Genomic DNA, 25,402 nt, shown 5'->3' on the forward strand with positions numbered 1-25,402 from the left:
TCAGTCGATGTCCGAAGACTGGTTCGCGGCGATGCGGCGCAACTTCTCCGGGTTGCGCTGCACGAAGACCTGCGTGATGCGCTCGCCATCGGTGTCGTAGGACTGCGCCGACTCCAGCTTCCCGTCGAAGTAACGCAGCACGCCCATGCGGCCGTTGATCTGCGTGAGCCGGATTTCCATCTTCTCGTTCCTGCGCAGGGTCCCTGCAAACAACAGCTGCGCGATGCGCTGGCCCCCGACCATCGGCTTGGGGAAGCTGGTGACGATACCGCCGCCGTCGCCGACCAGGGTCGCCGACTCGGCCATCATGTCCTTCATGGCGTGGAAGTCGGCATTGTTCCAGGCCGCGGCAAAGCGGCGCATCAGGCGCTGGTGCGCATCGGCGGAGACGACGTAGCGTGGCCGCTCCTCACGCAGCTGGCTCTTGGCGCGATGCACGATCTGCCGGCAGGCCGCTTCGCTCTTGTCGAGCGTGGCGGCGATCTCTCCGTAGTCGGCGTCGAACACTTCGCGCAGCAGGAACGCGGCGCGCGCCTCGGGAGCGAGCCGCTCCAGCACGGTCAGGAAGGCGATCGACAGGTCGCTCGAGGCTTCCTGCAATTGTTCGGGCGTGGTCGGCCCTTCCGTGAGCACCGGCTCGGGCAGCCAGATGCCGACGTAGTGCTCGCGTTCGCTGCGCGCCTTGCGCAGCCGGTCGATGGCGCGTCGGGTGGTGGTGGTGACCAGCCAGGCCTCGGGGTCGGCGACGTCGGCGGACGCGTTGTGCCAGCCCAGCCACACATCCTGGACCACGTCTTCGGCCTCGGCCACTGAGCCGAGCATGCGATAGGCCACGCCCAGCAGGCGCGGCTGCAGGCGGGTGAAGATATCGGTGGCGCCTTCCATAAGACACAGGTCGTGGCAGAAGGCCGGATTGTGACGCAGACGGCATCAAACGGGAGCAACGGCCGTCGGCTGCCAGGGTACTCGGGCAGTGCCTGGGTCATGGCCGGGGTAACGTCGGGGGGAGGAACCTCGTTACCGTGCTGGCCATGGACCCCGACACTGCCCGAGAACAACAGGGCAGCCAGGACCGGGACGATCACGCTCCGGGACGATCACGCTCCTGGACGATCAGGCGCCCGGGATCACGGCGGGCTTGCCGGCGTCCTTGAGCAGGAACACGACGAACTTCGCCGGCTTGTCATTGCTGGCATTGCGGCTGACGGTGTGGATGTCGCCGGGTGCTTCGCTCCAGCTCTGGCCGGCGGTCAGGGTGACCTCCTTGCCTCCCTTCACCGCCATCACCACCGAGCCTTCGATCACGTAGACGAACGCGTAGGCGTCGTGGTGATGCAGCGGCGAGGAACCACCGGGCGGGTAGTCGACGGTGAGGACGAGGCCTTCCTTGCCCGGGTATTCGGGCAGCGCCTTGGTCAGGACCGGCTTCACGACCGGGCCCGGCGCCGGATGAGCCGGATGCTGGGCGAGGGCGCTGCCGGACAACAGCAGCGCGGCCAGGGCGAGGGAATGATGAACGCGCATGGGATGTCTCCTGTGTGGCGTGAGGAAGCGGTGCCTCAGGTCAGCTGTGCCTTGTCCAGCCCGAAGGCCTTGTCGGCGCTGCCCGGCTCGGTGCGGAACCCGACGTTGACGCGGTTCCAGGCGTTGATCGCCATGACGTCGTAGGTGAGGTCGACGATTTCCTTTTCCGAAAACTGAGTGCGCACGCGCTCATAGACCTCATCCGGCACGCCCTGGGGCGACAGTTGCGTCAGTGCTTCAGTCCACGCCAGCGCGGCGCGTTCGCGCGGGATGAACAGCGTCGATTCGCGCCAGGAGGCGACGTGGTGCAGGCGCAGCGGACGCTCACCGTGGATGGTCGCTTCCTTGACGTGCATGTCCAGGCAAAACGTGCAGCCGTTGATCTGCGAGGCGCGGATGTTGACCAGGTCGCGGATCGGCTGCTCGATCGAGGACTTGTGGGTGAGCATGCTGAATTCCACGAACTTCTTGAACAGTTCCGGGGATTGCTTCTGGTAATCGAGGCGTTGGCTCATGGCAGGCGTTCCTGGCGTGAATGGGGGAGGGCGGGCCGGCACGACGCCGTCCGGCTGGACGCAAATCTAGGCACCGTGCCGTCGCGACGGTAGATCGCCCAGCGGACGCGCAGTGGTGAGCGCGACGCACCAATGGCGTGTCACAACCCGGGTTGCTGGCGCGACCTTGTTACATGACGAACCCATGGAAGCCCGGCCCCATGCCATCGAAGGCAGACCGCGTCTGGTCCGAGTTCATCTGCGCATTGGACAGCCTTGAACCGGACATCCGCGCGGCGTTCCTGCTGCACGAGGTGTTCGAGGCCAGCTACGAGGAGATCGCCAGACTGATCGGGGAACCGGCCGAAACCTGCCGGGCCCACGTCGAGTACGCCCGCGAACATGCCGTCTTCCGCAAGTCGCCACTGAGAGACAAAACCAAGGTGCCCCCGCGATGAACACCAATCCACACGTCGATTCCCAGGCCCAGACCGATCGCCAGGATCGGCTGTCGTCGAGTTTCTCTGCCAGCTACGCCGGCGTGGTGGCATTCATCACGGTCGCCACCGAAGGCAGCTTCGCCCGCGCCGCCGACAGGCTCGGCGTCGGACGGTCGGCCGTCAGCCGCAGCGTGCAGAAACTCGAAGGGCAACTGGGCGCGCGCCTGTTCTCGCGGACGACGCGTTCGACCACGCTGACCGCGGAGGGCGAGTTGTTCTTCGAGAACTGCCGTCCCGGTGTGGAGCGCATCGTGCAGGCGCTGGACGAGATGCGCGACCTGCGTGACGGGCCGCCGCGCGGGCAACTGCGTATCAGCGCCACGCACGGCTTCGGGCGCAAGGTCATCGCGCCGATGATGAAGGAGTTCCACCTGCGCTATCCGGGCATCGCCATCGAACTGATGCTCGACGAGCGCGCCCCGGACCTGGCCGTCGACCGGATCGATGTCGCCTTCCGCGAGGGCCGCCTGGACGACAGCCAGGTCATCGCCAAGCAGCTCGTGCCGATGCAGATGCTGGTCTGCGCCTCGCCCGACCATGTGCGCCGGCACGGCCTGCCGACATCGGTCGAGGAGATCCAGACCCATGCCTGCATCAACCGGCGGCTGGCCAATGGCCGCCTGCGCAGCTGGGACTTCAAGGTCGATGGTCGCCCGGTCTCGATGACGCCGCAGGCAGACATCGTGCTCAACGACGACGACCTGATACGCCTGGCCGCCCTCAACGGCGAAGGGTTGGCACAGATGCCCGCATTCGAGGTCTGCGACGAGATCCGCAAGGGCACCCTGGTCAGTTGCCTTGCGCAATACACGCCGGACGACCGCGGCCACTATCTTTGCTACCTGAGCCGCCGGCAACTGCCCAAGCGCATCCGCGTCTTCATCGACTTCATCACCTCGCAGGTGCGGGCGCTCGACCTGGACTGCGCCAGCACGATGACGCGCACCGCGGTCCTTCCCGAGAACGATGCGGCGACCAACGCTGACGCGCATCGCAACGATGAAGCCGCGGCCGCTGCCTGACGCCGCCGCGATTGGTGCGCACCAGGAAACATCGTGCATCCGGCGCGATGGCTACTGCGCACGCGACCGCACTCCTAGCATCGCACTGCAATGCGAACGTGCGACACGCGCGCAGACGGCAACACCCGTGAATGTCGGCATCGACAAGGAAAGCCCGTAGCCATGAGCCAGCTCAAGCCACCGCCGACAGGCCTCCTCGACAAGTACTACGGCGAGACGGCCGAGACGATCTACACCGGTCGCGTCCGGGTCACGGGCGGCGAAGCGGCGCACGGTCGCGCATCCGGGGTCGTCAGGTCCGACGACGGCACGCTCAACGTCAACCTGCGACTGCCCGCCGAACTGGGTGGAGAAGGCGGTGGCAGCAATCCGGAGCAGTTGCTTGCTGCCGGCTACGGCGCCTGCTTCCACGGCGTACTGACGCTGCTGGCGATCCGGGCGGGCGTGCCAATGCACGATGCCACCGTCGACACCGCCGTGACGTTCGCGCGCGACCCGGTGGACGGTCTGTTCCTGCTCTCGGCCGAAATCCGCGTCGCCCTGCCAGGTGTGGAGCGCGCGCTGGCCGCCGAGCTGGTCCGCAACGCCGAACGCATCTGCCCCTACGCCAAGATGTTCAGGGACGGGATCGATCACGTGGTGGCGCTTGCATCGGAATCGTCGCCACCATCGCCGCCGCCACCGTCTGGCGACGCGGCCTGACCGCACAGTGCGGCGGGAGACCATGCCATGACACTGAAAGTCGTCCGCGTATATCCGAAGAACCGGCTGCTGGCCTGGATCGAGGACCGCCTGCCGGTCACCTCGTTCCTGGCCGCGCACACCAGCCGCTACTACACGCCGAAGAACCTCAACATCTGGTACCTGTTCGGTGCGCTGGCCGGGCTGACGCTGGTCAACCAACTGGTCACCGGCATCTTCCTGGCGATGCATTTCAAGCCATCGTCGCAGGAGGCCTTCGCCTCGGTCGAGTACATCATGCGTGACGTGGAGTGGGGCTGGCTGATCCGCTACATGCACTCCACCGGCGCGTCGCTGTTCTTCGTGGTCGTCTACCTGCACATGTTCCGCTCGCTGCTGTACGGCTCCTTCAAGCGCCCGCGCGAGCTGGTGTGGATCCTGGGCATGATGATCTACCTGGTGCTGATGGCCGAAGCCTTCATGGGCTACGTGCTGCCGTGGGGCCAGATGTCGTTCTGGGGCGCCAAGGTGATCATCTCGCTGTTCGGGGCGATCCCGGTAGTCGGCGAGAGCCTGCAGCACTGGGTCATGGGCGACTACGTGCCCGCCGACGCGACCCTCAACCGCTTCTTCTCGCTGCACGTGGTCGCGCTGCCGATCATCCTGCTGCTGCTGGTCACCGTGCATATCCTGGCGCTGCACGAGGTCAGCTCCAACAATCCCGACGGCATCGAGATCCACGACAACGAAGGGCCCGACGGTCTGCCGCTGGACGGCATCCCGTTCCATCCCTACTACTCGGTCGAAGACGTGCTGAGCGCGGTGGTATTCGTGCTGGTGGCCGCGTTCCTGATCTTCTTCGTCCCGACCGTGGGCGGGCTGTTCCTGGAACACGACAACTTCACCGAAGCCAACCCGCTGGTCACGCCCGAGCACATCAAGCCGGTGTGGTACTTCACCCCGTACTACGCGATGTTGCGCGTGATCCCGCACAAGCTCAGCGGCGTCATCGTGATGGCGCTGGCCATCGGCGTGCTGTTCCTGTTGCCGTGGCTGGACCGCGGCAAGGTCCGCTCGATCCGGTATCGCGGCCTCGGCTACAAGATCGCGCTCGCGGTGTTCACGGTGTCGTTCGTCCTGCTCGGGGCCGTCGGCATCGGCGCGGTGGCGCAGCTGCTGCCGCAAATCGTGGGCGAAGGCGTCGACGTCAATTTCATCGAGAACTGGATCGGGCGCGTGCTGCTGGTTGGTTACTTCGGCTTCTTCGCCTTCACCTGGGTGTACACCCGCTTCGGCTTCGAGCGCACGCGTCCGCTGCCGGAGCGGCTGACCTGACCAGGCCCCACCCCCCACGGAGACAGACATGAAGATCGTAGTCATAGGCGGCACCGGACTGATCGGTACCAGGGTTTGCAACAATCTGCGCGGTCTCGGCCATGAAGCCGTGCCCGCATCGCCCAACACCGGCGTCAACACGCTCACCGGCGAAGGGCTCAAAGAGGTGCTGCAGGGCGCGGACGTCGTGGTCGATGTGTCCAACTCGCCATCGTTCGAGGAGAAGGCGGTGCTGGAGTTCTTCGAGACGTCCGGGCGCAACCTGCTCGCCGCCGAGGCCGCGGCCGGAGTGAAGCACCATGTCGCGCTGTCGGTCGTGGGCACCGACCGCAAGCCGGGCAACGCCTACTTTCGGGCGAAGCTCGCCCAGGAGAAGCTCATCCGCGAATCGGGCACGCCGTACACGATCCTGCGCGCAACGCAGTTCTTCGAGTTCCTCAACGCCATCGCCCATTCCGGCACCAAGGGCGCGGCCACCCACATCTCCACGGCCGCATTCCAGCCGATCGCGGCCACCGACGTGGCAGCGGCATTGACCAACGTGGCCGTCGCCGAACCGAAGAACCAGATTGCCGAAGTGGCCGGTCCGGATCGCCGGCCGATGGTGGCCTTCGTGCAGGAGTACCTGGCGTTCAACAAGGAAACGCGCGACGTGGTGGCTGACGCCAGTGCCGAATACTTCGGTGCACCGATCAACGATGAGTCGCTGACGCCCGGCGCCAATCCAATCATCGGCGCAATCAACTTCGAGACCTGGCTCAAGACGACTCCGCCGCCGCCGGCAGCATGAGCCTGCCGCGCAGACTGCCTGGACGGCGCTGTCCAGGCCCCTGCGGCGGGTCGTGGTCTATGCGGGCGAATCCATCGCCCCCATCGCCACGGCCAGCGCCGGCGCTTCGACCGCCACGGCCGCGTTGGGCTGATCGATCGCGCTCTGCTGCCTGAGTTCGCGAGTCGACGGGATGCCGAACACCGTCGCGTAGCGGTGCTCCCAGTCGGCGCGCTGGTAGTCGATCGGCTCGTGCGCCCAGCGCGTCCACGGCCAGTCGCCCTTGGTCGGATCGGCGGTGTGTATCTCCTCCAGGTAACGCGTCACCGGCTTGAGCCCGAGCGACTGGGTGACGCGCGCCTTGAGATCCAGGTCGAGCCCGTCGAGCACCAGGTAGCCGCCGGGGACGACCAGTTCCACCACGTTCCTCAGGCATGCCTCGGCCATCGCGTCGTCCATCGGGCCGAGCACGTTGCACGCCATCACCACGTCCTGCGGCCCCATCGTTGCGGCGAGTGCGGGGTCGGTCGCATCGGCGACGTTCCAGGTCACGCCTTCGCGGATCCAGTCCTTGATCCGGAAGTCGCCCTCGGGCGTGACGTCCATGATGTCGCCCAGCGCGTTGGGCACGGTGGTGAAGACCTTCGAGCCCTTGAGTTCCAGTGTGCCGCCAAGCGACGAGGGAGTCCTCAGCCGGTAGACGCCCGTGCGGGCCACTTCGATCACATTCGCCGAAGCGTCGATCCCGCGCGCGACGACCTGCAGCCACGGGTGGTGCCGGCGCAACAGCCACAGCGTGGAGTAGAGCTCGGCGCCGACGCTGCATCCGATCGATGCGATCCGCAACGGCGCTCCACGCGGATGCGCGGAGACGACTTCGTTGAGCAGGCGCAGCTGCGGGATGTTGCGCAGGAACCAGGTGTAGTGCGTCTGGTTGCGGTCCGTGTCGCGAACGTAATGGTCGTAGAAGAATGCCCCGATGCTGCGGGCCTCCCGGGTCTGGCGCAGCGATGGCGGGAGGCGTCGCCAGGCATAGCGGACGAACGGGACAAACGGTTTGAGTGCGAGTTCCAACAGCCTGCTCATCTGGAGTCCCCTGGGCCCCCACGCCACGCAACCGCACCCGGCCGCAAAGGGTCGTGCGCCGTCGTGGACGTCGGTAGCCACGGTTCATGCGATTCGACCGCGAGCGCAGTGGCGTGCGATTCGTGCCGGCCGCCAGTACCTGGCCGGCTCGACCGAACGGAGCGCTGCCTTGCGGGTCAACGGAGGTCAGACCGTCCCGGGACGGCCTCCGGCCTCAGGCAATGGGTGGCCTGAAGGGCACCGCACGTTGCAGCCGGGAGACCGGCACGCAACTGGGAGTGGGTACTGGCGAGGTCCGCGTGTCAGCCAGTACAAATGGTGCTGCCGACGCATCGACCGATGCGCCGGCAAAGTGCTGGTGCATCAGCGTGTGAGCACCTTTGGCATGCGTGTGGTCGCCCAGCGGGGCGTTGTGATCCAGGTGCACGTGACCCTGGCCGGACGACGCCGCCAGGATGGAGCCATGCTCCATGGCGAGCAGATCGCAGCCCAGCCCCGTTGCCGGCCTCGACACCAGCCCGAGCACCAGCAGCGCCAGGAAACTGGCGCGCAGGGCATTGGAGAGCGTGCGGAGAGAGCGTGACACTGGCGTGGGTTTGCGAGCGGGGTCGCGACCGGGTTTGGGGGATGCACCGGTTTCAACGCCTTGGGGGGCGGCGATCGGCCACGCGGTGGTTCGGACGGTGAATGCATCGACTGTGCCGATCATGGCGGCATGCGCCAGTCCAATACCTGGCAGACAGCGCGCAGCCCGTCCGCCGGGACGCACCGGCATGCGCAGACGCAGTCCACACTTCGGCGTATCAGCACTGTGAGGCCCAGTCATATAGCCCGAACGTCACTTGACGGGCCGCGGCCCCCTTAGCACAGTCGCGGGGGGCTTTGCCTTCGACTCTATGCCTGGCTCGGCAGCCTCTGCCGCGCGGGCCTTTCCGGGGAGTTACACAAGTGGATAGACGCTCATTCCTGTCGATGTCCGGCATTGGTGTTGCCGGGCTCATGCTGCCCTTCGGTCGGACCATCGCCGCCGAAGCGCTGGTGGAGACGATCGACGTGGCCAAGAAGAAGCAGCTGGCCGACGCTGCCATGGGCGCGGCGACCGCTGCCGGCGCCTCCTACTGCGACGTGCGCATTGGCCGCTATCTGCGCCAGTTCGTGATCACGCGCGAGGACAAGGTCCAGAACGTGGTCAACACCGAGTCCACCGGCATCGGCATCCGCGTGCTGGTCAACGGTGCATGGGGCTTTGCCGCCACCAACGACCTGGGCACCCAGGGCGTGGTCAAGGCCGCCCAGCAGGCCGCCGCGATCGCCCGCGCCAACGCCAAGCACCAGACCACCCCGGTGCAGCTGGCCAAGGCGCCCGGAGTTGGTGAAGTGTCGTGGAAGACGCCGATCCGCAAGAACTCGATGGAAGTGCCGCTCAAGGACAAGGTCGACCTGCTGCTCGGCGTCAACGCCGCGGCGATCAATGCCGGTGGCAGCTTCGTCAACTCGATGCTGTTCCTGGTCAACGAGCAGAAGTACTTTGCCTCGACCGACGGCAGCTACATCGATCAGGACGTGCACCGCATCTGGGCGCCGATGACGGTCACCGCCATCGACAAGACCACCGGCAAGTTCCGCACCCGCGACGGTCTGTCCTCGCCGATGGGCATGGGCTTCGAGTACCTCGATGGCGCTGCCGCCGGCAAGGTGGTCTCGCCCAATGGCGTGGTCAACTACGGCCTGTCCTACGACATGGTCGAAGACGCCATCGCCTCGGCCAAGCAGGCCAAGGCCAAGCTGACCGCGCCGTCGGTCAAGCCGGGCAAGTACGACCTGGTCCTGGACCCGTCGCACACCTGGCTGACCATCCACGAATCCATCGGCCATCCGCTCGAACTCGACCGCGTGCTCGGCTACGAAGCCAACTACGCCGGCACCAGCTTCGCGACGATGGACAAGCTCAAGGACAAGTTCAAGTACGGTTCCGACAACGTCACCGTCTTCGCCGACAAGACCCAGCTGGGCAGCCTCGGCGCGGTCGGCTATGACGACGAAGGCGTCAAGACCAAGAAGTGGAACCTGATCAAGGACGGCACCCTGGTCGACTACCAGACCATCCGCGACCAGGCCCACATCCTCGGCAAGACCGAGTCCGATGGCTGCTGCTACGCCGACTCGTGGTCGAGCGTGCAGTTCCAGCGCATGGCCAACGTCTCGCTGGCGCCGGGCAAGAACAAGCTCAGCGTCGCCGACATGATCAAGGACGTCGAGAACGGCATCTACATCATCGGCGACGGTTCGTTCTCGATCGACCAGCAGCGCTACAACGCCCAGTTCGGCGGCCAGCTGTTCTACGAGATCAAGAACGGCAAGATCACCCAGCAGATCGAGGACGTGGCCTACCAGATCCGCACGCCGGAGTTCTGGAACGCCTGCGTCGCCGTCTGCGACGACAGCGACTACCGCCTCGGCGGCTCCTTCTTCGACGGCAAGGGGCAGCCCGGCCAGGTGTCGGCGGTCTCGCACGGCTCGAGCACGGCGCGCTTCAACGGCATCAACGTCATCAACACCGCCCGCAACCTCGGCTGAGCCTGGAGAACATCAATGAGCATCTTCACCGAAGAACAGGCCAAGGCGATCCTCGACAAGGTCATCAAGCTGTCCAAGGCCGACCAGTGCACGGCGCAGCTTGAGGGTTCGATCGACGGCAACATCCGCTTCGCCCTGAACAACATCTCCACCAGTGGTGTCGTCGACAACACCGAGCTGGCCGTGGAAGTGGCGTTCGGCAACCGCGTCGGCACCGCCACCATCAACGAGTTCGACGACGCCGCGCTCGAGCGCGTGGTCCGTCGCGCCGAAGACCTGGCCCGCCTCGCCCCGGAAAATCCGGAGTTCATGCCGGCGATCGAGAAGCAGACCTACAAGGCCAGCCCGACGTTCAGCCCGGCCACCGCCGCGATCAACCCGGAGTACCGCGCCCAGGTCGCAGCCAACTCGATCGGCCCGTGCAAGGCAGAGAAGCTGATCGCCGCCGGTTTCCTCGAGGACGGCCAGAGCTTCGTCGCCTTCGCCAACTCCAAGGGCAACTTCGGCTACCAGCAGGCCACGCGTTTCGACTACACCTGCACCGTGCGCACCGAAGACGGTCGCGGTTCGGGCTGGGTCGGCCGCAACCTCAAGGACTCCGGCGAGTTCAAGGTCGACAGCGACATCCACACCGCCATGCGCAAGGCCACCGATTCGGCCGAAGCCAAGGCACTGGAGCCGGGCAAGTACACCGTGATCCTGGAACCGGCCGCGGCCGCGGGCCTGATCTCGTTCATGATGAACTTCTTCGATGCACGCCAGGCCGATGAAGGCCGCAGCTTCCTGTCCAAGAAGGGCGGCGGCAACAAGCTCGGCGAGCAGGTCTACGACCCGCGCGTGAACATCACCGCCGACCCGTGGGACGAGCGCGCACCGGTCATGCCGTGGGACGGCGAAGGCCTGCCGCGCGAGAAGATGGCGATCGTCGAGAACGGCAAGGTCGTGGCGATGCAGTACTCGCGCTACTGGGCCAAGAAGCAGGGCAAGCGCGCCGTCGGCGAGCCGGGCAACCTGCTGGTCGCCGGTGGCGACAAGACCACCGCGCAGCTGGTCGCCAGCACCCAGAAGGGCATCCTGGTCACCCGCACCTGGTACATCCGCATGGTCGATCCGCAGACCGTGCTGCTGACCGGCCTGACCCGCGACGGCACGTTCTACATCGAGAACGGCCAGATCAAGCACCCGGTGAAGAACTTCCGCTTCAACGAGTCGCCGGTAATCATGCTCAACAACATCGAAGAGCTCGGCAAGCCGGTGCGCGTGGCCGGCGACGAGTCCTCGTTCGTGATGATGATCCCGCCGATGAAGCTGCGCGATTTCACCTTCACCTCGCTGTCGGATGCGGTCTGACGGAGCCAGCGTACGGTTTGCCGTCAACTCGTCATTCCCGCGAAGGCGGGAACCCAGCGACTTGGCTTTGTCGCAAGGCGCAAAGTCGCTGGGTCCCCGCCTTCGCGGGGATGACGTGTGGTTGGCGGGAATGACGATCAACATCGAGTACCCCCGTAAATGCAACGCCGCGATTTCCTGAATCTCACCGGTCTGTCGCTCGCCGGAATGCTGCTCCCCTTCGGCCGCAGCATCGCCGCCGAGGCGCTGCTCGAACCCGTTGATGGTGCGCGTCGTCGGCTGCTCGTCGACGCCGCGCTGACTGCCGCCCGCGCTGCCGGCGCGCAGTATTGCGACGTTCGCATTGGCCGCTACCTGCGCCAGTCGGTGATCACCCGCGAGGCGCGGGTGGAGAACATCGTCAACGGCGAGTCCTCCGGCATCGGCGTGCGCGTGCTGGTCGACGGTGCATGGGGCTTTGCCGCCACCAACATCGCGACCACCGATTCGGTTGCCGCGGTCGCGCGCCGCGCCGCGGACATCGCCCGGGCCAATTCGCGCCACCAGACCCATCGGGTCGAACTGGCGCCGACGCCCGGCGTGGGTGAGGTCAGCTGGGCGACGCCGATCGGCAAGAACGCGATGGCGGTGCCGATCAAGGAGAAGGTCGACCTGTTGCTGGGCGTCAATGCCGCGGCGATGAAGGCCGGCGCCGATTTTTTCAATTCGACGCTGTTCGTGATCAACGAACAGAAGTACTTTGCCTCCACCGACGGCAGCTACATCGACCAGGACGTGCACCGGATCTGGTTGCCGATCACCGCCACGGCGGTGGACAAGGCGAGCGGCAAGTTCCGTACGCGCAACGGTCTGTCGGCGCCGATGGGCATGGGTTACGAGTACCTCGACGCCGATCCGGCGGGCAAGTTCAAGCTGCCCGGCGGCATCACTGCCTACGGCCGCAGCTACGACGTCATGGAAGACGCCATCGCCAGCGCCCGCGACGCCCGCGCCAAGCTCAAGGCGCCGTCGGTCAAGCCGGGCAAGTACGACCTGGTGATCGACCCGTCCAATCTGTTCCTGACCATCCACGAGAGCGTCGGCCACCCGCTCGAACTCGACCGCGTGCTCGGCTACGAGGCCAACTACGCCGGCACCAGCTTCGCCACCCTCGACAAGCGCGACGCCGGTTATCGCTGGGGCAGCGACATCGTCGACTTCGTCGCCGACAAGACCCGTCCGGGCAGCCTGGGCGCGGTGGGCTACGACGATGAAGGCGTGAAGACGAAGCAATGGGACCTGGTGCGCGACGGCATTCTCGTCGACTACCAGGCCACCCGCGACGAGGCGCACATCCTCGGCCACAAGGAGTCGCACGGCTGCAGCTATGCCGATTCGTGGTCGAGCGTGCAGTTCCAGCGCATGGCCAATGTCTCGCTGCAGCCGGGCAGGAAGCCGCTGAGCGTGGACGACATGGTCAAGGACGTCGAGAACGGCCTCTATGTCCACGGCCGCGGCTCGTATTCGATCGACCAGCAGCGCTACAACGCCCAGTTCGGCGGGCAGCTGTTCTATGAGATCAAGCAGGGCAGGGTGACCGGGCTGGTCGAGGACGCCGCGTACCAGATCCGCACGCCGGAATTCTGGAACGCCTGCACCGCGATCTGCGACGAGCGCGACTTCCGCCTCGGCGGTTCGTTCTTCGACGGCAAGGGCCAGCCCAGCCAGGTGTCGGCGGTGTCGCACGGGTCGAGCACGACCCGCTTCAACGGCATCAACATCATCAATACCGCGCGGTCGATATGAACCGCGCGCAGTTCCTCCGCCTGATGCTGGCGGGCGCGGCGGGGGCGCTGTTGCCTCCGCTGGCGCGCGCCGCCAGCGTCGAGTACGACTTCTGGCTGACCCGCCTGAAGTACGACTCGGGGGACTGGGACGTCGACCAGCGCATGCCGGCCAACCTGGTCACTTCGCTGATCGACTACACCAACCTGCGCGTCGACCCGAAGGAGCACGTGCTGGCGTTGGCCGACCCGAAGATGCTGACCGCGCCGTTCTGCTACCTGGCCGGGCACAAGCTGGTCGAGTTCAACCCGGACGAGCGCCGCAACTTCGAGCGCTACGTGCGCAATGGCGGTTTTGTCTTCGTCGACGACTGCAACCACGACATCGACGGCCTGTTCGCGCGTTCGTTCGAGGCGCAGATGGCGACGATCTTCGGGCCCAGGGCGCTGCGCAAGCTGCCCAACACGCACGCGCTGTACCGCAGTTTCTTCGAGTTCAAGGACGGGCCGCCGGCCACGGGCTTCGAGCTCAACGGCTGGGGCGACGACCTGGTGCACGACTACCTGCAGGGCATCGAGATCGACGGCCGGCTCGGCGTCCTCTACAGCAACAAGGACTACGGTTGCGAGTGGGACTACGACTGGCGCAACAAGCGTTTCCTGGCCGAGGACAATACGAAGTTCGCGGTCAATATCGTGATGTATGCGTTGAACAGCTGACGGTCGACAGATAACAGGAACTGCAATGAACACTAGCCCCACCGAAGCCGACATCCAGGCCCAGCTCGAAAAGCTCGGCACCCTGCGCGCCGCCATTGCCCAGGCCATCGTCGGCCAGGAAGCGGTCGTCGAGCAGTTGCTGATCGGCCTGCTCGCCGGTGGCCACTGCCTGCTCGAAGGCGTGCCGGGACTGGGCAAGACGCTGCTCGTGCGCTCGCTCGGCCAGGCGCTGGAGCTGCAGTTCCGCCGCGTGCAGTTCACCCCCGACCTGATGCCCAGCGACATCCTGGGTACCGAACTGCTGGAAGAAGACCACGGCACCGGCCATCGTCACTTCCGTTTCCAGCCGGGACCGATCTTCACCAACCTGCTGCTCGCCGACGAGCTCAACCGCACGCCTCCCAAGACCCAGGCGGCATTGCTGGAAGCGATGCAGGAACGCACCGTCAGCTACGCCGGCGTGACCCATTCGCTGCCGGCGCCGTTCTTCGTGCTCGCCACGCAGAACCCGCTCGAGCAGGCCGGCACGTATCCATTGCCGGAGGCGCAGCTCGACCGCTTCCTGCTGCACATCCGCGTCGACTATCCGACCGAGACCGAAGAGCGCGACATCCTCGCCCAGACCACCGGCACCCGCCACTCCGAAGTGCCGCGCGTGATGCACGGCGAGGAAGTGCTGGCGCTGCAGGCGCGTGTGCGCGAAGTGCACCTGGGCGACGACCTGCTCGCCTGGATCACCCGCCTGGTTCGCGCCAGCCGTCCGAACGAATCGGCGCCGGCGGAAGTGAAGCAGTGGGTGAAGTGGGGCGCCGGCCCGCGTGCCGGTCAGTCGCTGGTGCTTGCGGCCAAGGCGCGCGCGCTGCTGCAAGGCCGCCTGGCGGCTACGCGCGAGGACATCGTCGCGCTCGCCGCGCCGGTCATGCGCCATCGCCTGCTGCTGTCGTTCGCCGCCGAGGCCGAGCAGAAGAGCGCCGACGACGTGATCGCCGCGCTGCTGCGCAGCGTGCCGTTCGCCGGCTGATCGCCTGACCTGAAGACCTGACACGCGTGGCCAGTCCTGGTTCGAGCTTCGTCGACTTCATCCCGCCGCAGGTACGCGCGCGGTTGAAGGACCTGCGCCTGACCTCGCGCCGCGCGGTCGGATTGCAGGGCATCGGCCTGCACCATAGCCGCAGCCGCGGCGCCGGGTTGGAGTTCGCCCAGTACCGCGCTTACGAACCCGGCGACGAACTGCGCCAGGTCGACTGGAAACTCTACGCGCGTTCCGACCGCTTCTTCGTCCGCGAAGCCGAGCGCGAAAGCCCGCTCGCAGTCTGGCTGCTGGTCGACGCGACCGCATCGATGGCGCAGGAAGACGCGGCCCGCCCGGGCTGGTCGCGGCTGTCGGCAGCCAAAGGCCTGGCCGCGTGCGTGGCCGAGCTGGCCCTGCGCCAGGGCGACCGCTTCGGCCTGGCCGTGCTGCACGGCGATGGCGTGCGCGTGCTCGCCCCCGGCGGCGGCCTGCGCCAGCGCGACCGCTTCATGCTGGAGCTGCAGCGCGTGCAGGCCGGTGGAGGCTGGCCTTCGCCCGAACGGCTGCGGCCGCTGTGGGAGCGCATCGGCGCGGGCGACCTCGTCGTGCTGCTCAGCGATGCCTTCGACGAAGGCGCCCTGGAAGTGGTGACGCGACTGGCCGCCGCGCGACGCGAAGTCGCGGCGATCCAGATCCTGACTGCCGAAGAGCGCGACTTCCCGTTCCGCGGGGGGCATCTCTTCCGCGATCCCGAAACCGGCGAGGAACTGCGTGGCGATGGCGTGGCGATGCGCGAGGAGTTCCTGCGCCGCTTCGAAGTCGCAAGCCGCGAACTCGACGCGCGCCTCGATGCCAGCGGCATCCGCCATGCCCGATACTTCCTTGACCAGGCGCTGGACTTGCCGTTGCGGCGGCTGTTCGGTTCCCGCGACGCGGCGGAGTACGCATGAGCCTGGCATTGCTGTTGCCGGCCGGGCTGGCCGCGCTCGCGGCGCTGTTGCTGCCGCTGTTGATCCACCTGGCGCGACGCAGCGAGCAGCGTCCGATCCAGTTCGCCGCGCTGCGCTGGTTGCGGCAGAAACCCAAACCGCGCCATCGCATCCGCTTCGACGAGTGGCTGCTGCTGGCGCTGCGGCTGTTGTTGCTGGCTGCATTGGCATTGCTGCTGGCGCGGCCGGTACTGGTCGGTGGCGCCAGCCAGTCGCCGTGGATCGCCGTCGTGCCGGGCGTCGATCTGCAGCAGGCGCGGGCCGTACCTGCCGCCGGGGATGCGAGACGCCATTGGCTCGCCCCCGGGTTCCCGTCATTGGACCAGCCTGCGCCTGCGACCACCGCATCGGTCACCAGCCTGCTGCGCGAGCTCGATGCTGGCCTGCCCGCGGGTGTCGCCTTGACCGTGCTCGTTCCGCAGCAACTCGATGGCGTCGATGCGCAGTTGCCGGCACTGAGCCGTCGCGTTGACTGGCGCGTGCTGCCTGGGGCGATGACGCTTGCACCGGCGCGTGCGGCCACCGTCGCGTTCTCGCCGGCCATTCGTTACGCACCGCAACGCGAAGCATCGATACGCTACCTGCGTGCCGCGCAGGCAGCGTGGAAGGGCGACGGCAAGGCCGCATCCGACCTGGCATCGCTCGCGCAACCGCTGCCCGCAAACGCGAGACAACTGATCTGGCTCGCGCCGGGGCCGCTGCCCGCCGCGGTCGATGGCTGGGTGCGCCAGGGCGGCGCGGCGCTGCTCGACCACGAGAGCGCGCTGCCGAAGCTCCCGGCCACGACCGTGCTGTGGCGCGATGCCAGCGGAACGGCGCTGGTAGAAGGCGTGGCTTACGGCAAGGGCAGGGTGATGCGCTTCACCCGCGCACTGACGCCACAGGCAATGCCGGCGCTGCTCGAGCCCGATTTCCCCCAGCGCCTGCGCGCGCTGTTCGACCCGCCGCAGATCGCGCCGACGCGCGTGCTGTCGGCATCGCACGCACCGCTGACCGGCGGGCCGACCTTCCCGCAGTCGCCGCGCGACCTGCAGCCGTGGCTGGTGCTGCTGATCGCGCTGCTGTTCCTGGCCGAGCGCTGGATCGCCACCGGTGCTCGCCGGACGGTGGCGCCATGAGCACGACGACCATGGGCGCAACCGCCATCCTGCAACGCACGCTGCAGCAGGCCCAACGCCGCCGCGGACTGGACGCCGCACTGCGCTGCCTTCCGTGGATGGTGATGGCCACCACGCTGGCATGGCGCCTGGGCGGAACCGCGATCGCGCTGCTTGTGCTCCTGGTCGCGATGGGAGCCACGCTGGCGTTCGCGATACAGCGTGCCCGCGCGCTCGATGCGCGCTGGCTGGTGCGCGAGCTCGATGCGCGGCGCACCGACATGGACGACAGCACCGACCTGCTGTTCGCGTCGAGGGCGAAGCTGACCGGACTGGAGCATCTGCAACGGCGTCGACTGCAAGAACGCATCGAGTCTGGCCCGGCCCCCGACCTGCGCCCGCGCTGGTCGGCACGTGCGCACGCCATCGGCGCAGGCATCGCCGCGCTGGCAGTCGCCGCGATCCTGCTGTGGCCGGCGCGCCTGGGCGAAACCTTCGACACCGTGCTGGCCAGCGTCGGCGTCACGCCGGCCGCACCGACGCAGACGACCATCGTCGCGCAACGCATGCAGGTCATCCCACCCGGCTATACGCGTCAGCCGCCACGCGATGAAGCGACGCTCGACGCCAAGGCGCCGCAGGGCACGCGGCTGCAATGGACACTGCGCTTCGCGCCGCAGCCCAAGGGTGCGGAGCTGGCGTTCCACGACGGCCGCCGCATCAAACTGGTGCGCGAAGGTGACGAGTGGCGTGCCAGCGACGTGCTGGCGCGCTCGGCGCTGTACCGCATCGTGCTGCAGGCGGACGCGCCGCCGTTGCAGCCTTCGACCCTGCACCGCCTCGACGCGATCCCGGACCGCGCCCCGCAACTGCGCGTGCTCGAACCGGATCGCAGCCTGAGCCTGGTTACACCGGGGCAGCGCAGCTGGCCACTCGCCTTCGAGGGCAGCGACGACTACGGCCTTGCCTCCACCGCGACCCTGCGCATCACCCTGGCCCAGGGCAGCGGGGAAAACATCACCTTCCGCGAGCAGACCATCAACATCGGCGGAAGTGGCAGCGCCACGGTCAAGCGCTACGCGCACCGTCTCGATCTGGCCGCGCTCGGACTGGCCGCTGGCGATGACCTGATCGTGCAGCTCGCCGTCAACGACAACCGCGCACCCAATCCGCAGAGTGCGCGCAGCGCCAGCCTGATCCTGCGCTGGCCGTCCGACCTGGGCACCGAGACAACCGGCCTGGAAGGCATGGTCAAGAAGGTGCTGCCGGCGTACTTCCGCAGCCAGCGCCAGATCATCATCGATGCCGAGGCGCTGCTGAAGGAAAAGCGCAAGCTCGAAGCCGAGCGCTACGTGAAGCGCAGCGACGAGATCGGCGTCGACCAGCGCATCCTGCGCCTGCGCTACGGCCAGTTCCTCGGTGAAGAGGCCGAAGGCGAACCCAAGCCGCCGCCGACCAGCGATGCCGACACGGCCAAGACCGGCGAACACAGTGAAACCGGGACCAAGCCCGAAACCACGGCCAGCCCGCAGGACGACCACGGCCACGCCGAAGCAGGCGCTGCGGGCAAGTTCGGCGAGGAAGGGGCGGTGCTCGAGGAGTACGGCCACACCCACGATCACGCCGAGGCGGCGACGTTGCTGGATCCGGACACGCGCAAGATCCTGAAGTCCGCACTCGACGAGATGTGGCAATCGGAAGGGCATCTGCGCCAGGGCCATCCGGACCTTGCATTGCCCTACGCCTACCGCGCACTTCGGTTCATCAAGCAGGTGCAGCAGGCCACGCGCATCTACCTGGCGCGCGTCGGACCCGAGCTCCCGCCGATCGACGAAAGCCGGCGCATGGGCGGCGACCGCGCGGGCCTGGCGCGGCGCGATGACGCGCTGGTCGCGGCGGAGGTCGCCGACCCGACGCTTGCGGCGCTGTGGCACTCGCTTGACGCCTCGCAGGTGCCGGCGGCCGCCATCGATTTCACCGCGCTTGAGCGCTGGTTGCGCGAACACGAATCGCGCCTGGCCGATCCGCTGGCCTTCGTTGCGGCAATCGAAGCCCTGCGCGCCGATCCGGATTGCACGACCTGCCGCGCCGACCTGCGCGCGCTGCTGTGGCCCCTGCTGCCGCGCCCGGCCAGTGCCGTGCCGCGTCGCGATGCCGGCGACGCCATGGGGCGCCGTTACCTGGATGCGCTGCGCCTGGAGGAAGCGAAGTGACCGCGCCCGTCTTCGACGTGCCGATGCTGGTGGCGGCGCTGCTGCTCGTCGCCGTCATCGTCGCCGCGGCACGTTTGCTGTACCGGCAATGGCGCGCCGAACCGGCGCAGCGCTCGCGCAGCTGGCGCATCGCCGCGCTGTTGCTGGCGCAGCCGGCATGCGCCGCGCTGCTGTACTTCGCACTGGTGCCGCCGTCGTTGCCCGGAGAAGCGGGCACGCTGGTCGTGGCCACTGCCGGCACGACGCCCGCGCAACTGGGCGCAGGTCGCGGTGGCGAAGCTTTCGTTGCGCTGCCCGAGGCGCCTGCGCTGAACGAGGTCGAGCGCGTGCCCGACCTCGCCACCGCCTTGCGTCGCCATCCAGGCACGCGGCGCGTGCGGGTGGCAGGCGCCGGCCTGGAGGCGCGCGACCGCGATGCAATGCGCGGCCTGACAGTGGAATTCAGCCCGCTTCCGCTACCGCGCGGATTGATCGAACTGCAACCGCCGCGCCAGGTCGTGGCCGGCGCGGACTTCGTCGTCGGCGGTCGCGCCAATGATCTGCCTGGCGGCTTTGCCGAGCTGCTCGACCCGGGCCGCCGTCGCGTCGATCGCGTCGCGCTGCCTGGCGACGGTCGCTTCACGCTGACCGCGAGCCCGCGCGTCGCAGGTACGGCGGGCTTCGTCGTCCGGCTGCGCGACGCCAAGCAGGCCGTCGTCGAGGATGTCGAACTGCCGTTGCAGGCGATCGCTGCGACTCCGCCGCGCGTGTTGCTGCTGGCCGGTGCGCCGGGTCCGGAGATCAAGTACCTGCGGCGCTGGGCGCGCGATGCCGGCCTGGGCCTGCAGACGCAGATGGCGGTGGGCGGCGGCATGCTGCTGGGTGATGCGCCAGTCGCGATCAACGCCGCCAACCTCGGTCGCTTCGACCTGGTCATCCTCGACGAGCGCGCCTGGTCTGCGCTCGGCGACGGCCAGCGTGCGGCGCTGACGGAGGCGATCAACAACGGCCTGGGCGCATTGCTGCGCGTGACCGCGGCGCTTTCGCCGTCCGAGCGCCGCCGCCTGCAATCGCTTGGATTCGCGGTTGCCGCCGGTGGCGATTCGATCACCACGACGCTGGCGCAGGCCGCTCTGGACGAGGACGCCATCCGTGCGCGCCTGGGCCCCGGTACACGCGACGCACCGAGGCTGCACGATGCTGCCTTGCCCGACGTACCCACCCTCACCCGGCGCGATCTGCGCATCCAGTCCACCGATGCCGTGCCGATGTTGCGCGACGCCGGTGGCGCCTGGCTCGGTGCCTGGCGCGCACAGGGACGCGGACGCATCGCATTGTGGACGCTGACCGACAGCTATCGCCTGGTGCTGGCCGGACGCGATGACCTGCACGGCGAAATCTGGAGCAACGCGCTCGCCGCGACAGGTCGCGCGCAGGCGCGAAACGATCTCGTGATCGAAGGCGAGACGCGCCAGCGGCAACGTATCGCCCTGTGCGGCGTCGCGGTCGGCGCCAGCGTGAGCGCGCCGGACGGAAGCAGGACCACTCTGCTGCGCGATCCGGCAACCGGCGCGCGCAACTGCGCCGCGTTCTGGCCGCGCCTTGCAGGCTGGCACCAGCTTCTATCCGGCGACCGGTCGCTCCCGTTCTTCGTGCGTGCGGAAACGGTCGCGGCAGGCCTGCACGCAGGCGCCATGCGCGATGCAACCGCGCGCCTGGCTGCCGATTCGGCGATCAGCGAAGCCACGCCTGCGTCGGTCCCGGGGCATCCCGGCGAACGCTGGCCCTGGTGGCTGGGCTGGCTGCTGGCGAGCGCTGCCACGTGGTGGCTGGAGCGCTCGCGCTACGGTCGCCGCGCCTGATCGCAGGCGCGGGTGTCGGCGTTGCCGGCGTTACCTGGACTTGCCGTCGTACTCGTGCACCGCAATGGCCGCGAGGTCGATGCCTTCCAGGCAACGCAGGTTGATTGCCGCCGTGGGATTGCCCTTGGCATCGTTGGCCTCGCCATAGGCGTGGATGCCGCACTCCGGGCAGAAGCGGTGCCTGATCACGTGCCGGTTGAACAGGTATGTGCTGGCCGCATCCTCGGGCGTGGTCAGTCGCATCTGGTCGCGCGGCACGAACCACAGCAGCGAACCTTTGCGACTGCACATGGAACAGTTGCACGACAGTCCACTGTCGATGGTGCCTTCCACTTCGAACGCGACGCGGCCGCAATGGCAGCTGCCCTGGTACTTCATGTCTGATACCTCCGTGTGCCTGGGTGTCACTTGTTCTCGCGGTGCCCGTAACTGAGTACCCGCGTGATCTGCCACTTGCCGTTGTTGTTGTTCCACACGATCAGGAAGTCGGCGATGCCCTCGCACTTGCCCGAGTCGAACTGGCAGAAGCGATGCGTGCCCTGTTCGATCGCGCCGAAATCCTTGATCGGATAGACCTGCAGCGTGCCCGGCACCAGTTCGCGACGGAAGTGGCCGCACACGTACTTCCCGGTGTTGGCGAGCATCTCCTGGCGCGACCAGGTGACGCCGCCGGTGTCGTGATAGAACTCGACGTCAGGGGCGAAATAGCCGGCGTGCTTGAGCAGTTGCCCCGGCTGGTCGCAGGTGTTGAAAGCCTCGAATGCAGCCGTATCCAGCGCCAGGACGGTATCGAACAGGGGATCGGCTGCCGGCTTTGCGGCGCTGCCCGGGCCCGACGCGAACGAAGCCCCCGCAGCCGCCACGGCGAGAAGTGCGGCAAACAATCCGATCGACTTCTTCGTGCCAGGCAGGACTTCGGAAAAACCCATCGTGTTCACCATTGTGGGGAAGGGGCGCAGGTGGCCCGGAGCATAGCAAGCCCCATCCCGGACAGCCCCCGCTGCCGCCGGCTGCGCCCGCCGGGCACTGCAGCAACCCTGCAGGTAAGATCCGACATCAGCACAGCAAGGCCCGGCGACTCTCGATTGACCGCCGATGGGGCCCTGCGCGGGGGAACCACATGACGAACGCGAAAGACCATTCGACCCTGACCGCATGGGAGGAGGGCGTCGACGACGCCACCTACCGGCTGCTGGTGGAGTCGGTGCGCGACTACGCGATCTTCCTGCTCGACGAAGACGGCTACATCCGCAGCTGGAACAAGGGCGCCGAGCGCATCAAGGGATACAAGGCAGGCGATATCGTCGGCCGCCACTTCTCGGTGTTCTATCCCCAGGATCGCATCGACCAGGGCTGGCCCGACCACGAACTGGCCGAGGCGCGCAGCAAGGGCCGGTTCGAGGATGAAGGCTGGCGCCTTCGCAAGGACGGCTCGCAGTTCTGGGCGAACCTGGTCCTCACCCGCATCGACCACCCCAATGGCGAGCTGCGCGGCTTCGCCAAGATCACCCGTGACCTGACCGATCGCCGTCGCATTCACGCGCTGGAGGACGAAGGTCGCAGGCTGACCACGTTCCTTGCCATGCTCGGCCATGAGCTGCGCAATCCACTCGCACCGATCGCCAACGCGGTCGCGATCATGCAAAGCGAATCCATCGAGTCGGAGTCGCTGCGGTTCTGTCGCGACGTGATCGGCCGCCAGGTCGCGCACATGACGCGGCTGGTGGACGACCTGCTCGATGTCAGCCGTATCACCAGCGGCAAGATCAGCCTGGAACTGAGCGTGCTCGACCTGCGCGAGGTGCTGGGCAATGCGATGGAAACCATCGAGCCGGAGGCGCGGCAACGCGGCCACGTCCTTCGCATCCAGCTCGCCGATGAACCGGTCTGGGTCTGCGGCGATCGCGCCCGTCTGCTGCAGGTGTTCAGCAACCTGCTCAACAACGCGGTCAAGTTCACTCCCGCAGGCGGCGTCATCACGGCATCGATGCGCCATGACAACGCGCAGGCCGAGGTCTCGGTCCGCGACAACGGCCCGGGCATCCCGGTCGATCGCCTGGAAGAGGTCTTCGGCCTGTTCGTGCAGGGGCAGGCGCATTCGGCGCAGGCGCCGGGCGGTCTCGGGCTGGGCCTGAGCCTGGTGCAGCAGCTCGTCGCGCTGCATGGGGGCGAAGTGAGCGCCTTCAGCACCGGCGAAGCCGGCAAGGGCGTCGAGTTCGTGGTCAAGCTGTCCACGGTTACCGGGCCGGCAGAGAACGCGACGGTCGAGTCCAGGCGTGCGCCGGCGCAGCCGCGCCATATCCTGATCGTCGACGACAACCGCGACGCCGCCGATTCACTGCAGCGCCTGCTGCAGCAATGGGGTTACCGCAGCAGCATGGTGTTCGACGGGCGCAGCGCGATGGACGCGATTCACGTCACCCGTTTCGATGCGGTGATCCTCGACGTGGGACTGCCGGACATCGACGGCCTCGAGGTCGCGCGCCGCCTGCGCAGCGAACTGCAGGACCCGCCACCGTTCATTGCCCTGACCGGTTACGGCCAGGACAGCGACCGGCAGGCGAGCAGGGAAGCGGGAATCGGTGTCCACCTGACCAAGCCGCTGCTGGAAGGCGAGATCGAACAGGCGCTGCATGGGCTGTTCGGTGCCGACGACTGAGGCGCGGTGGTTTCGCGTGTGCCGGTGTCACGGCAGCAGCTGCGACCACGTCGCAGGCTTGGCCACCATCAGGTAGAACACCGCCAGCATCGCGGAAGGCGGGGTATCCGAGCGCCTCCCACCTTCGCGCGTAGCGCCAGTAGCGGTCCGGCAACGCGACATCGGCGCTGGCTGCCGCGGTTGCCATCGCCGCCATGCGGATCTGCAGCCACACCACCGGCAGCCACAGTGCACCGGTCAGCACGTACAGCGCGATCGACAGCGCCAGCCAAGGCGTCGTGAGCGGCCACCCGGCCAGATGCGCCATGAACAAGCCGCTGGCGGGCTGGATCAGTACCGCCGGGGTGGTGAACCACCAGTCGGCACGCACCACCAGCCGCGCCACGACCGCCTGCGCCTGCACGTTGCCGCTGCGGTTGCCGAAGTACAGATAGAAGGCTGTGCCGAACCCCGTGCCGACGAGCACGACGCTCGAGAGGATGTGGATCCACTTCACCAGCAGGTAGGGGGTCATGCCAACTCCGGGACGACTGTCGCTGAACCCGTCGGCACGTTCTCATCGATCGTGTCGGTCTGCATGCCCCAGCGTGCGAACTCCGGCGCGAACTCCGCCAACTCCAGCAGGCCGGTTGCGGTGAATGCACCGGCCGGCATCGCGCCGCCCGCTGCCAGCCGGCGTGCCAGCAGGATCGCCGGCATGCACGGGATCTCCGGACCATGATCGTCGCCCGCGGCAATGTGCCAGGCCCTGCGGGTCGGCTGCCCGGAAGCGTCACGGCCTTCTACGCGGACAACCATTCCACCCAGTGCCGTGCCAAGGAAATCGAACAGGCCGGCGATCCGGTTCAACGCCCCGGCCCAGCGCTGCGGCCGGGGCAGCAGGCCCATCGATCGCAGCGCGGCGAGCATGGCGAACACCCGCTGCGTGAACCCGACTTCCAGCGCCGCACGGAACATCACCCGGTCGCGCACGCCATAGCGCGGCGGAAACAGTTCGAGATCGGGGATGTCGCACAGCGCGCCGATGCGCGGACGCAGGCGCAGGAAATCCACGCGCTCCGGGTTCGCCCAGCCGGGCGCATCAAGCCATCGCCCACGGCGCCAGACACGAACCGGTTCGCCGCAGTAGCTCAGCACCGCGGCCATCGTGGCGGTGCCGCGGGGCGCGGTCTGGGCCGGAGCGATGCAGATGTCCACCGCGTCGATCGCGCTCCAGCCCTCGCACAGATGGTCGACCACGGCTGAAGACAGCGCGGGCACGGTGCTGGCGCCGGTGATCCCGGCCTTGCCCGATGCCAGGAACGCTTCGTGCAGCGCCGCAGGAAAATCGCAGACAAAGCGCCGGCCATCGGCGAGGTCGATGTAGTGCGCGCCCGCTTCGGCGGCAGCGTGGGCCACCGCATACGACTGCTGCTGGAACGGTCCGGCAGCATGGATGATCAGGCCAACGTCGAGCTGCCTCAGCGTCCGGGCGAAGTCCGGCGCGTTGAAGTCGATGGCCACGGCAGTGGCCCTGCCTCCGATCGAATCAACCAGGCGCTGCGCCGAATCACGATTGCGGCCGGCAACCATCAGCTCGATCGCGGAATCGCCTGCCAGTGCGCGGCAGATGCGCGCGCCGAAGTTTCCGTAACCGCCCAGTACCAGTGCTTTCATCGCGCTTGCCCGGCCACGTCCCTGTCCGTCGTCGAATCCCCGGCGGCACGCTATCAGGCCGCCCGGAAGTGGGCAAGGCGGAAAAAAACAGCCGGCGGCAACCCCCCGATTGCC

At 67.5% G+C, this 25,402-nt stretch carries 23 protein-coding genes and 1 pseudogene; 15 read left to right on the plus strand and 9 right to left on the minus strand.

What is annotated here, in order from left to right; translation table 11 throughout:
- From AC1DER_RS08855 to AC1DER_RS08865, 3 genes are all read right to left on the minus strand, one after another.
- Entirely contained in the window at positions 1 to 885 is an 885-nt protein-coding gene (locus tag AC1DER_RS08855; protein WP_477244454.1) for an RNA polymerase sigma-70 factor, read from the minus strand.
- A 228-nt stretch (positions 886 to 1,113) separates the two neighbouring features.
- Positions 1,114 to 1,524, minus strand: a complete 411-nt coding sequence (locus AC1DER_RS08860; protein WP_441816532.1) for a cupin domain-containing protein — start codon at positions 1,522 to 1,524, stop codon at positions 1,114 to 1,116.
- Positions 1,525 to 1,559: 35 nt separating this feature from the next.
- Positions 1,560 to 2,039 carry a carboxymuconolactone decarboxylase family protein gene (locus tag AC1DER_RS08865; RefSeq protein WP_441816533.1) on the minus strand — a complete coding sequence of 160 codons (480 nt, stop codon included), beginning with the start codon at positions 2,037 to 2,039 and terminating at the stop codon, positions 1,560 to 1,562.
- 200 nt (positions 2,040 to 2,239) lie between these two features.
- On the opposite strand from AC1DER_RS08865, the gene AC1DER_RS08870 reads away from it, so the two are divergent.
- The 5 genes from AC1DER_RS08870 to AC1DER_RS08890 all read left to right on the plus strand — a co-directional run bounded on the left by AC1DER_RS08870 (position 2,240) and on the right by AC1DER_RS08890 (position 6,346).
- Positions 2,240 to 2,476 carry a sigma factor-like helix-turn-helix DNA-binding protein gene (locus tag AC1DER_RS08870; RefSeq protein WP_477244456.1) on the plus strand — a complete coding sequence of 79 codons (237 nt, stop codon included), beginning with the start codon at positions 2,240 to 2,242 and terminating at the stop codon, positions 2,474 to 2,476.
- Entirely contained in the window at positions 2,473 to 3,540 is a 1,068-nt protein-coding gene (locus tag AC1DER_RS08875) for a LysR family transcriptional regulator (RefSeq protein WP_477244458.1), read from the plus strand. The genes AC1DER_RS08870 and AC1DER_RS08875 overlap by 4 nt, the downstream gene beginning before the upstream one ends.
- Before the next feature lie 162 nt (positions 3,541 to 3,702).
- Positions 3,703 to 4,242 (plus strand): Ohr family peroxiredoxin, encoded by a 540-nt coding sequence (locus AC1DER_RS08880; RefSeq protein WP_477244460.1) that lies wholly within the window; start codon positions 3,703 to 3,705, stop codon positions 4,240 to 4,242.
- A gap of 33 nt (positions 4,243 to 4,275) precedes the next feature.
- Positions 4,276 to 5,556: a cytochrome b gene (locus AC1DER_RS08885; protein ID WP_477244552.1), complete on the plus strand. Its 1,281-nt coding sequence runs from the start codon at positions 4,276 to 4,278 to the stop codon at positions 5,554 to 5,556.
- A gap of 28 nt (positions 5,557 to 5,584) precedes the next feature.
- The gene (locus AC1DER_RS08890) at positions 5,585 to 6,346 is read left to right on the plus strand and encodes an SDR family oxidoreductase (RefSeq protein ID WP_477244462.1); all 762 of its coding nucleotides are present in this window, start codon (positions 5,585 to 5,587) and stop codon (positions 6,344 to 6,346) included.
- Positions 6,347 to 6,403: 57 nt separating this feature from the next.
- Here AC1DER_RS08890 and AC1DER_RS08895 read toward each other — a convergent pair whose 3' ends face one another.
- Both AC1DER_RS08895 and AC1DER_RS08900 read right to left on the minus strand, forming a co-directional pair.
- Positions 6,404 to 7,411, minus strand: coding sequence for a CheR family methyltransferase (locus AC1DER_RS08895; protein ID WP_477244464.1), 1,008 nt, complete (start codon positions 7,409 to 7,411; stop codon positions 6,404 to 6,406).
- Between the two features lie 214 nt (positions 7,412 to 7,625).
- A complete protein-coding gene (locus AC1DER_RS08900) occupies positions 7,626 to 8,120 on the minus strand; it encodes a hypothetical protein (protein ID WP_477244466.1) in 495 nt (164 codons plus the stop codon).
- Positions 8,121 to 8,359: 239 nt separating this feature from the next.
- Here AC1DER_RS08900 and AC1DER_RS08905 point away from each other — a divergent pair, with 239 nt between their 5' ends.
- The 9 genes from AC1DER_RS08905 (at position 8,360) to AC1DER_RS08945 (ending at position 20,973) form a co-directional block, all read left to right on the plus strand.
- Positions 8,360 to 9,988 carry a TldD/PmbA family protein gene (locus AC1DER_RS08905; protein WP_441816540.1) on the plus strand — a complete coding sequence of 543 codons (1,629 nt, stop codon included), beginning with the start codon at positions 8,360 to 8,362 and terminating at the stop codon, positions 9,986 to 9,988.
- 15 nt (positions 9,989 to 10,003) lie between these two features.
- Positions 10,004 to 11,338 (plus strand): TldD/PmbA family protein, encoded by a 1,335-nt coding sequence (locus tag AC1DER_RS08910; protein ID WP_441816541.1) that lies wholly within the window; start codon positions 10,004 to 10,006, stop codon positions 11,336 to 11,338.
- Between the two features lie 159 nt (positions 11,339 to 11,497).
- Positions 11,498 to 13,123: a TldD/PmbA family protein gene (locus AC1DER_RS08915; protein ID WP_477244468.1), complete on the plus strand. Its 1,626-nt coding sequence runs from the start codon at positions 11,498 to 11,500 to the stop codon at positions 13,121 to 13,123.
- Positions 13,120 to 13,821 carry a DUF4159 domain-containing protein gene (locus tag AC1DER_RS08920; RefSeq protein WP_441816542.1) on the plus strand — a complete coding sequence of 234 codons (702 nt, stop codon included), beginning with the start codon at positions 13,120 to 13,122 and terminating at the stop codon, positions 13,819 to 13,821. Before AC1DER_RS08915 ends, AC1DER_RS08920 begins: the two co-directional genes overlap by 4 nt.
- A 25-nt stretch (positions 13,822 to 13,846) precedes the next feature.
- Positions 13,847 to 14,842 (plus strand): AAA family ATPase, encoded by a 996-nt coding sequence (locus AC1DER_RS08925; RefSeq protein ID WP_477244471.1) that lies wholly within the window; start codon positions 13,847 to 13,849, stop codon positions 14,840 to 14,842.
- A gap of 26 nt (positions 14,843 to 14,868) precedes the next feature.
- Entirely contained in the window at positions 14,869 to 15,783 is a 915-nt protein-coding gene (locus tag AC1DER_RS08930; RefSeq protein WP_477244473.1) for a DUF58 domain-containing protein, read from the plus strand.
- Positions 15,780 to 16,940 carry a BatA domain-containing protein gene (locus tag AC1DER_RS08935; protein WP_477244475.1) on the plus strand — a complete coding sequence of 387 codons (1,161 nt, stop codon included), beginning with the start codon at positions 15,780 to 15,782 and terminating at the stop codon, positions 16,938 to 16,940. The genes AC1DER_RS08930 and AC1DER_RS08935 overlap by 4 nt, the downstream gene beginning before the upstream one ends.
- The gene (locus AC1DER_RS08940) at positions 16,937 to 19,132 is read left to right on the plus strand and encodes a hypothetical protein (RefSeq protein WP_477244477.1); all 2,196 of its coding nucleotides are present in this window, start codon (positions 16,937 to 16,939) and stop codon (positions 19,130 to 19,132) included. The genes AC1DER_RS08935 and AC1DER_RS08940 overlap by 4 nt, the downstream gene beginning before the upstream one ends.
- Positions 19,129 to 20,973, plus strand: coding sequence for a carboxypeptidase regulatory-like domain-containing protein (locus AC1DER_RS08945; protein WP_477244479.1), 1,845 nt, complete (start codon positions 19,129 to 19,131; stop codon positions 20,971 to 20,973). Before AC1DER_RS08940 ends, AC1DER_RS08945 begins: the two co-directional genes overlap by 4 nt.
- Positions 20,974 to 21,003: 30 nt before the next feature.
- On the opposite strand, the gene AC1DER_RS08950 is transcribed toward AC1DER_RS08945, so the two are convergent.
- Entirely contained in the window at positions 21,004 to 21,351 is a 348-nt protein-coding gene (locus AC1DER_RS08950) for a GFA family protein (RefSeq protein ID WP_477244481.1), read from the minus strand.
- A 26-nt stretch (positions 21,352 to 21,377) separates the two neighbouring features.
- A complete protein-coding gene (locus tag AC1DER_RS08955) occupies positions 21,378 to 21,902 on the minus strand; it encodes a nuclear transport factor 2 family protein (RefSeq protein ID WP_441816549.1) in 525 nt (174 codons plus the stop codon).
- Between the two features lie 191 nt (positions 21,903 to 22,093).
- Between AC1DER_RS08955 and AC1DER_RS08960 the strand changes: the two genes are divergently transcribed.
- On the plus strand, positions 22,094 to 23,632 hold the full coding sequence (locus AC1DER_RS08960) for a PAS domain-containing hybrid sensor histidine kinase/response regulator (RefSeq protein WP_477244483.1): 1,539 nt from the start codon (positions 22,094 to 22,096) through the stop codon (positions 23,630 to 23,632).
- A 154-nt stretch (positions 23,633 to 23,786) separates the two neighbouring features.
- On the opposite strand, the pseudogene AC1DER_RS08965 reads toward AC1DER_RS08960, so the two are convergent.
- Positions 23,787 to 24,146: pseudogene (locus AC1DER_RS08965) on the minus strand (DUF2269 family protein); the annotation flags it as partial.
- Entirely contained in the window at positions 24,143 to 25,288 is a 1,146-nt protein-coding gene (locus AC1DER_RS08970; protein WP_477244485.1) for a saccharopine dehydrogenase family protein, read from the minus strand. The gene AC1DER_RS08970 and the pseudogene AC1DER_RS08965, both read right to left, overlap by 4 nt.
- Positions 25,289 to 25,402: the final 114 nt, after the last annotated feature.

The sequence above is a fragment of the Lysobacter sp. 05T417 genome, from assembly GCF_056396405.1.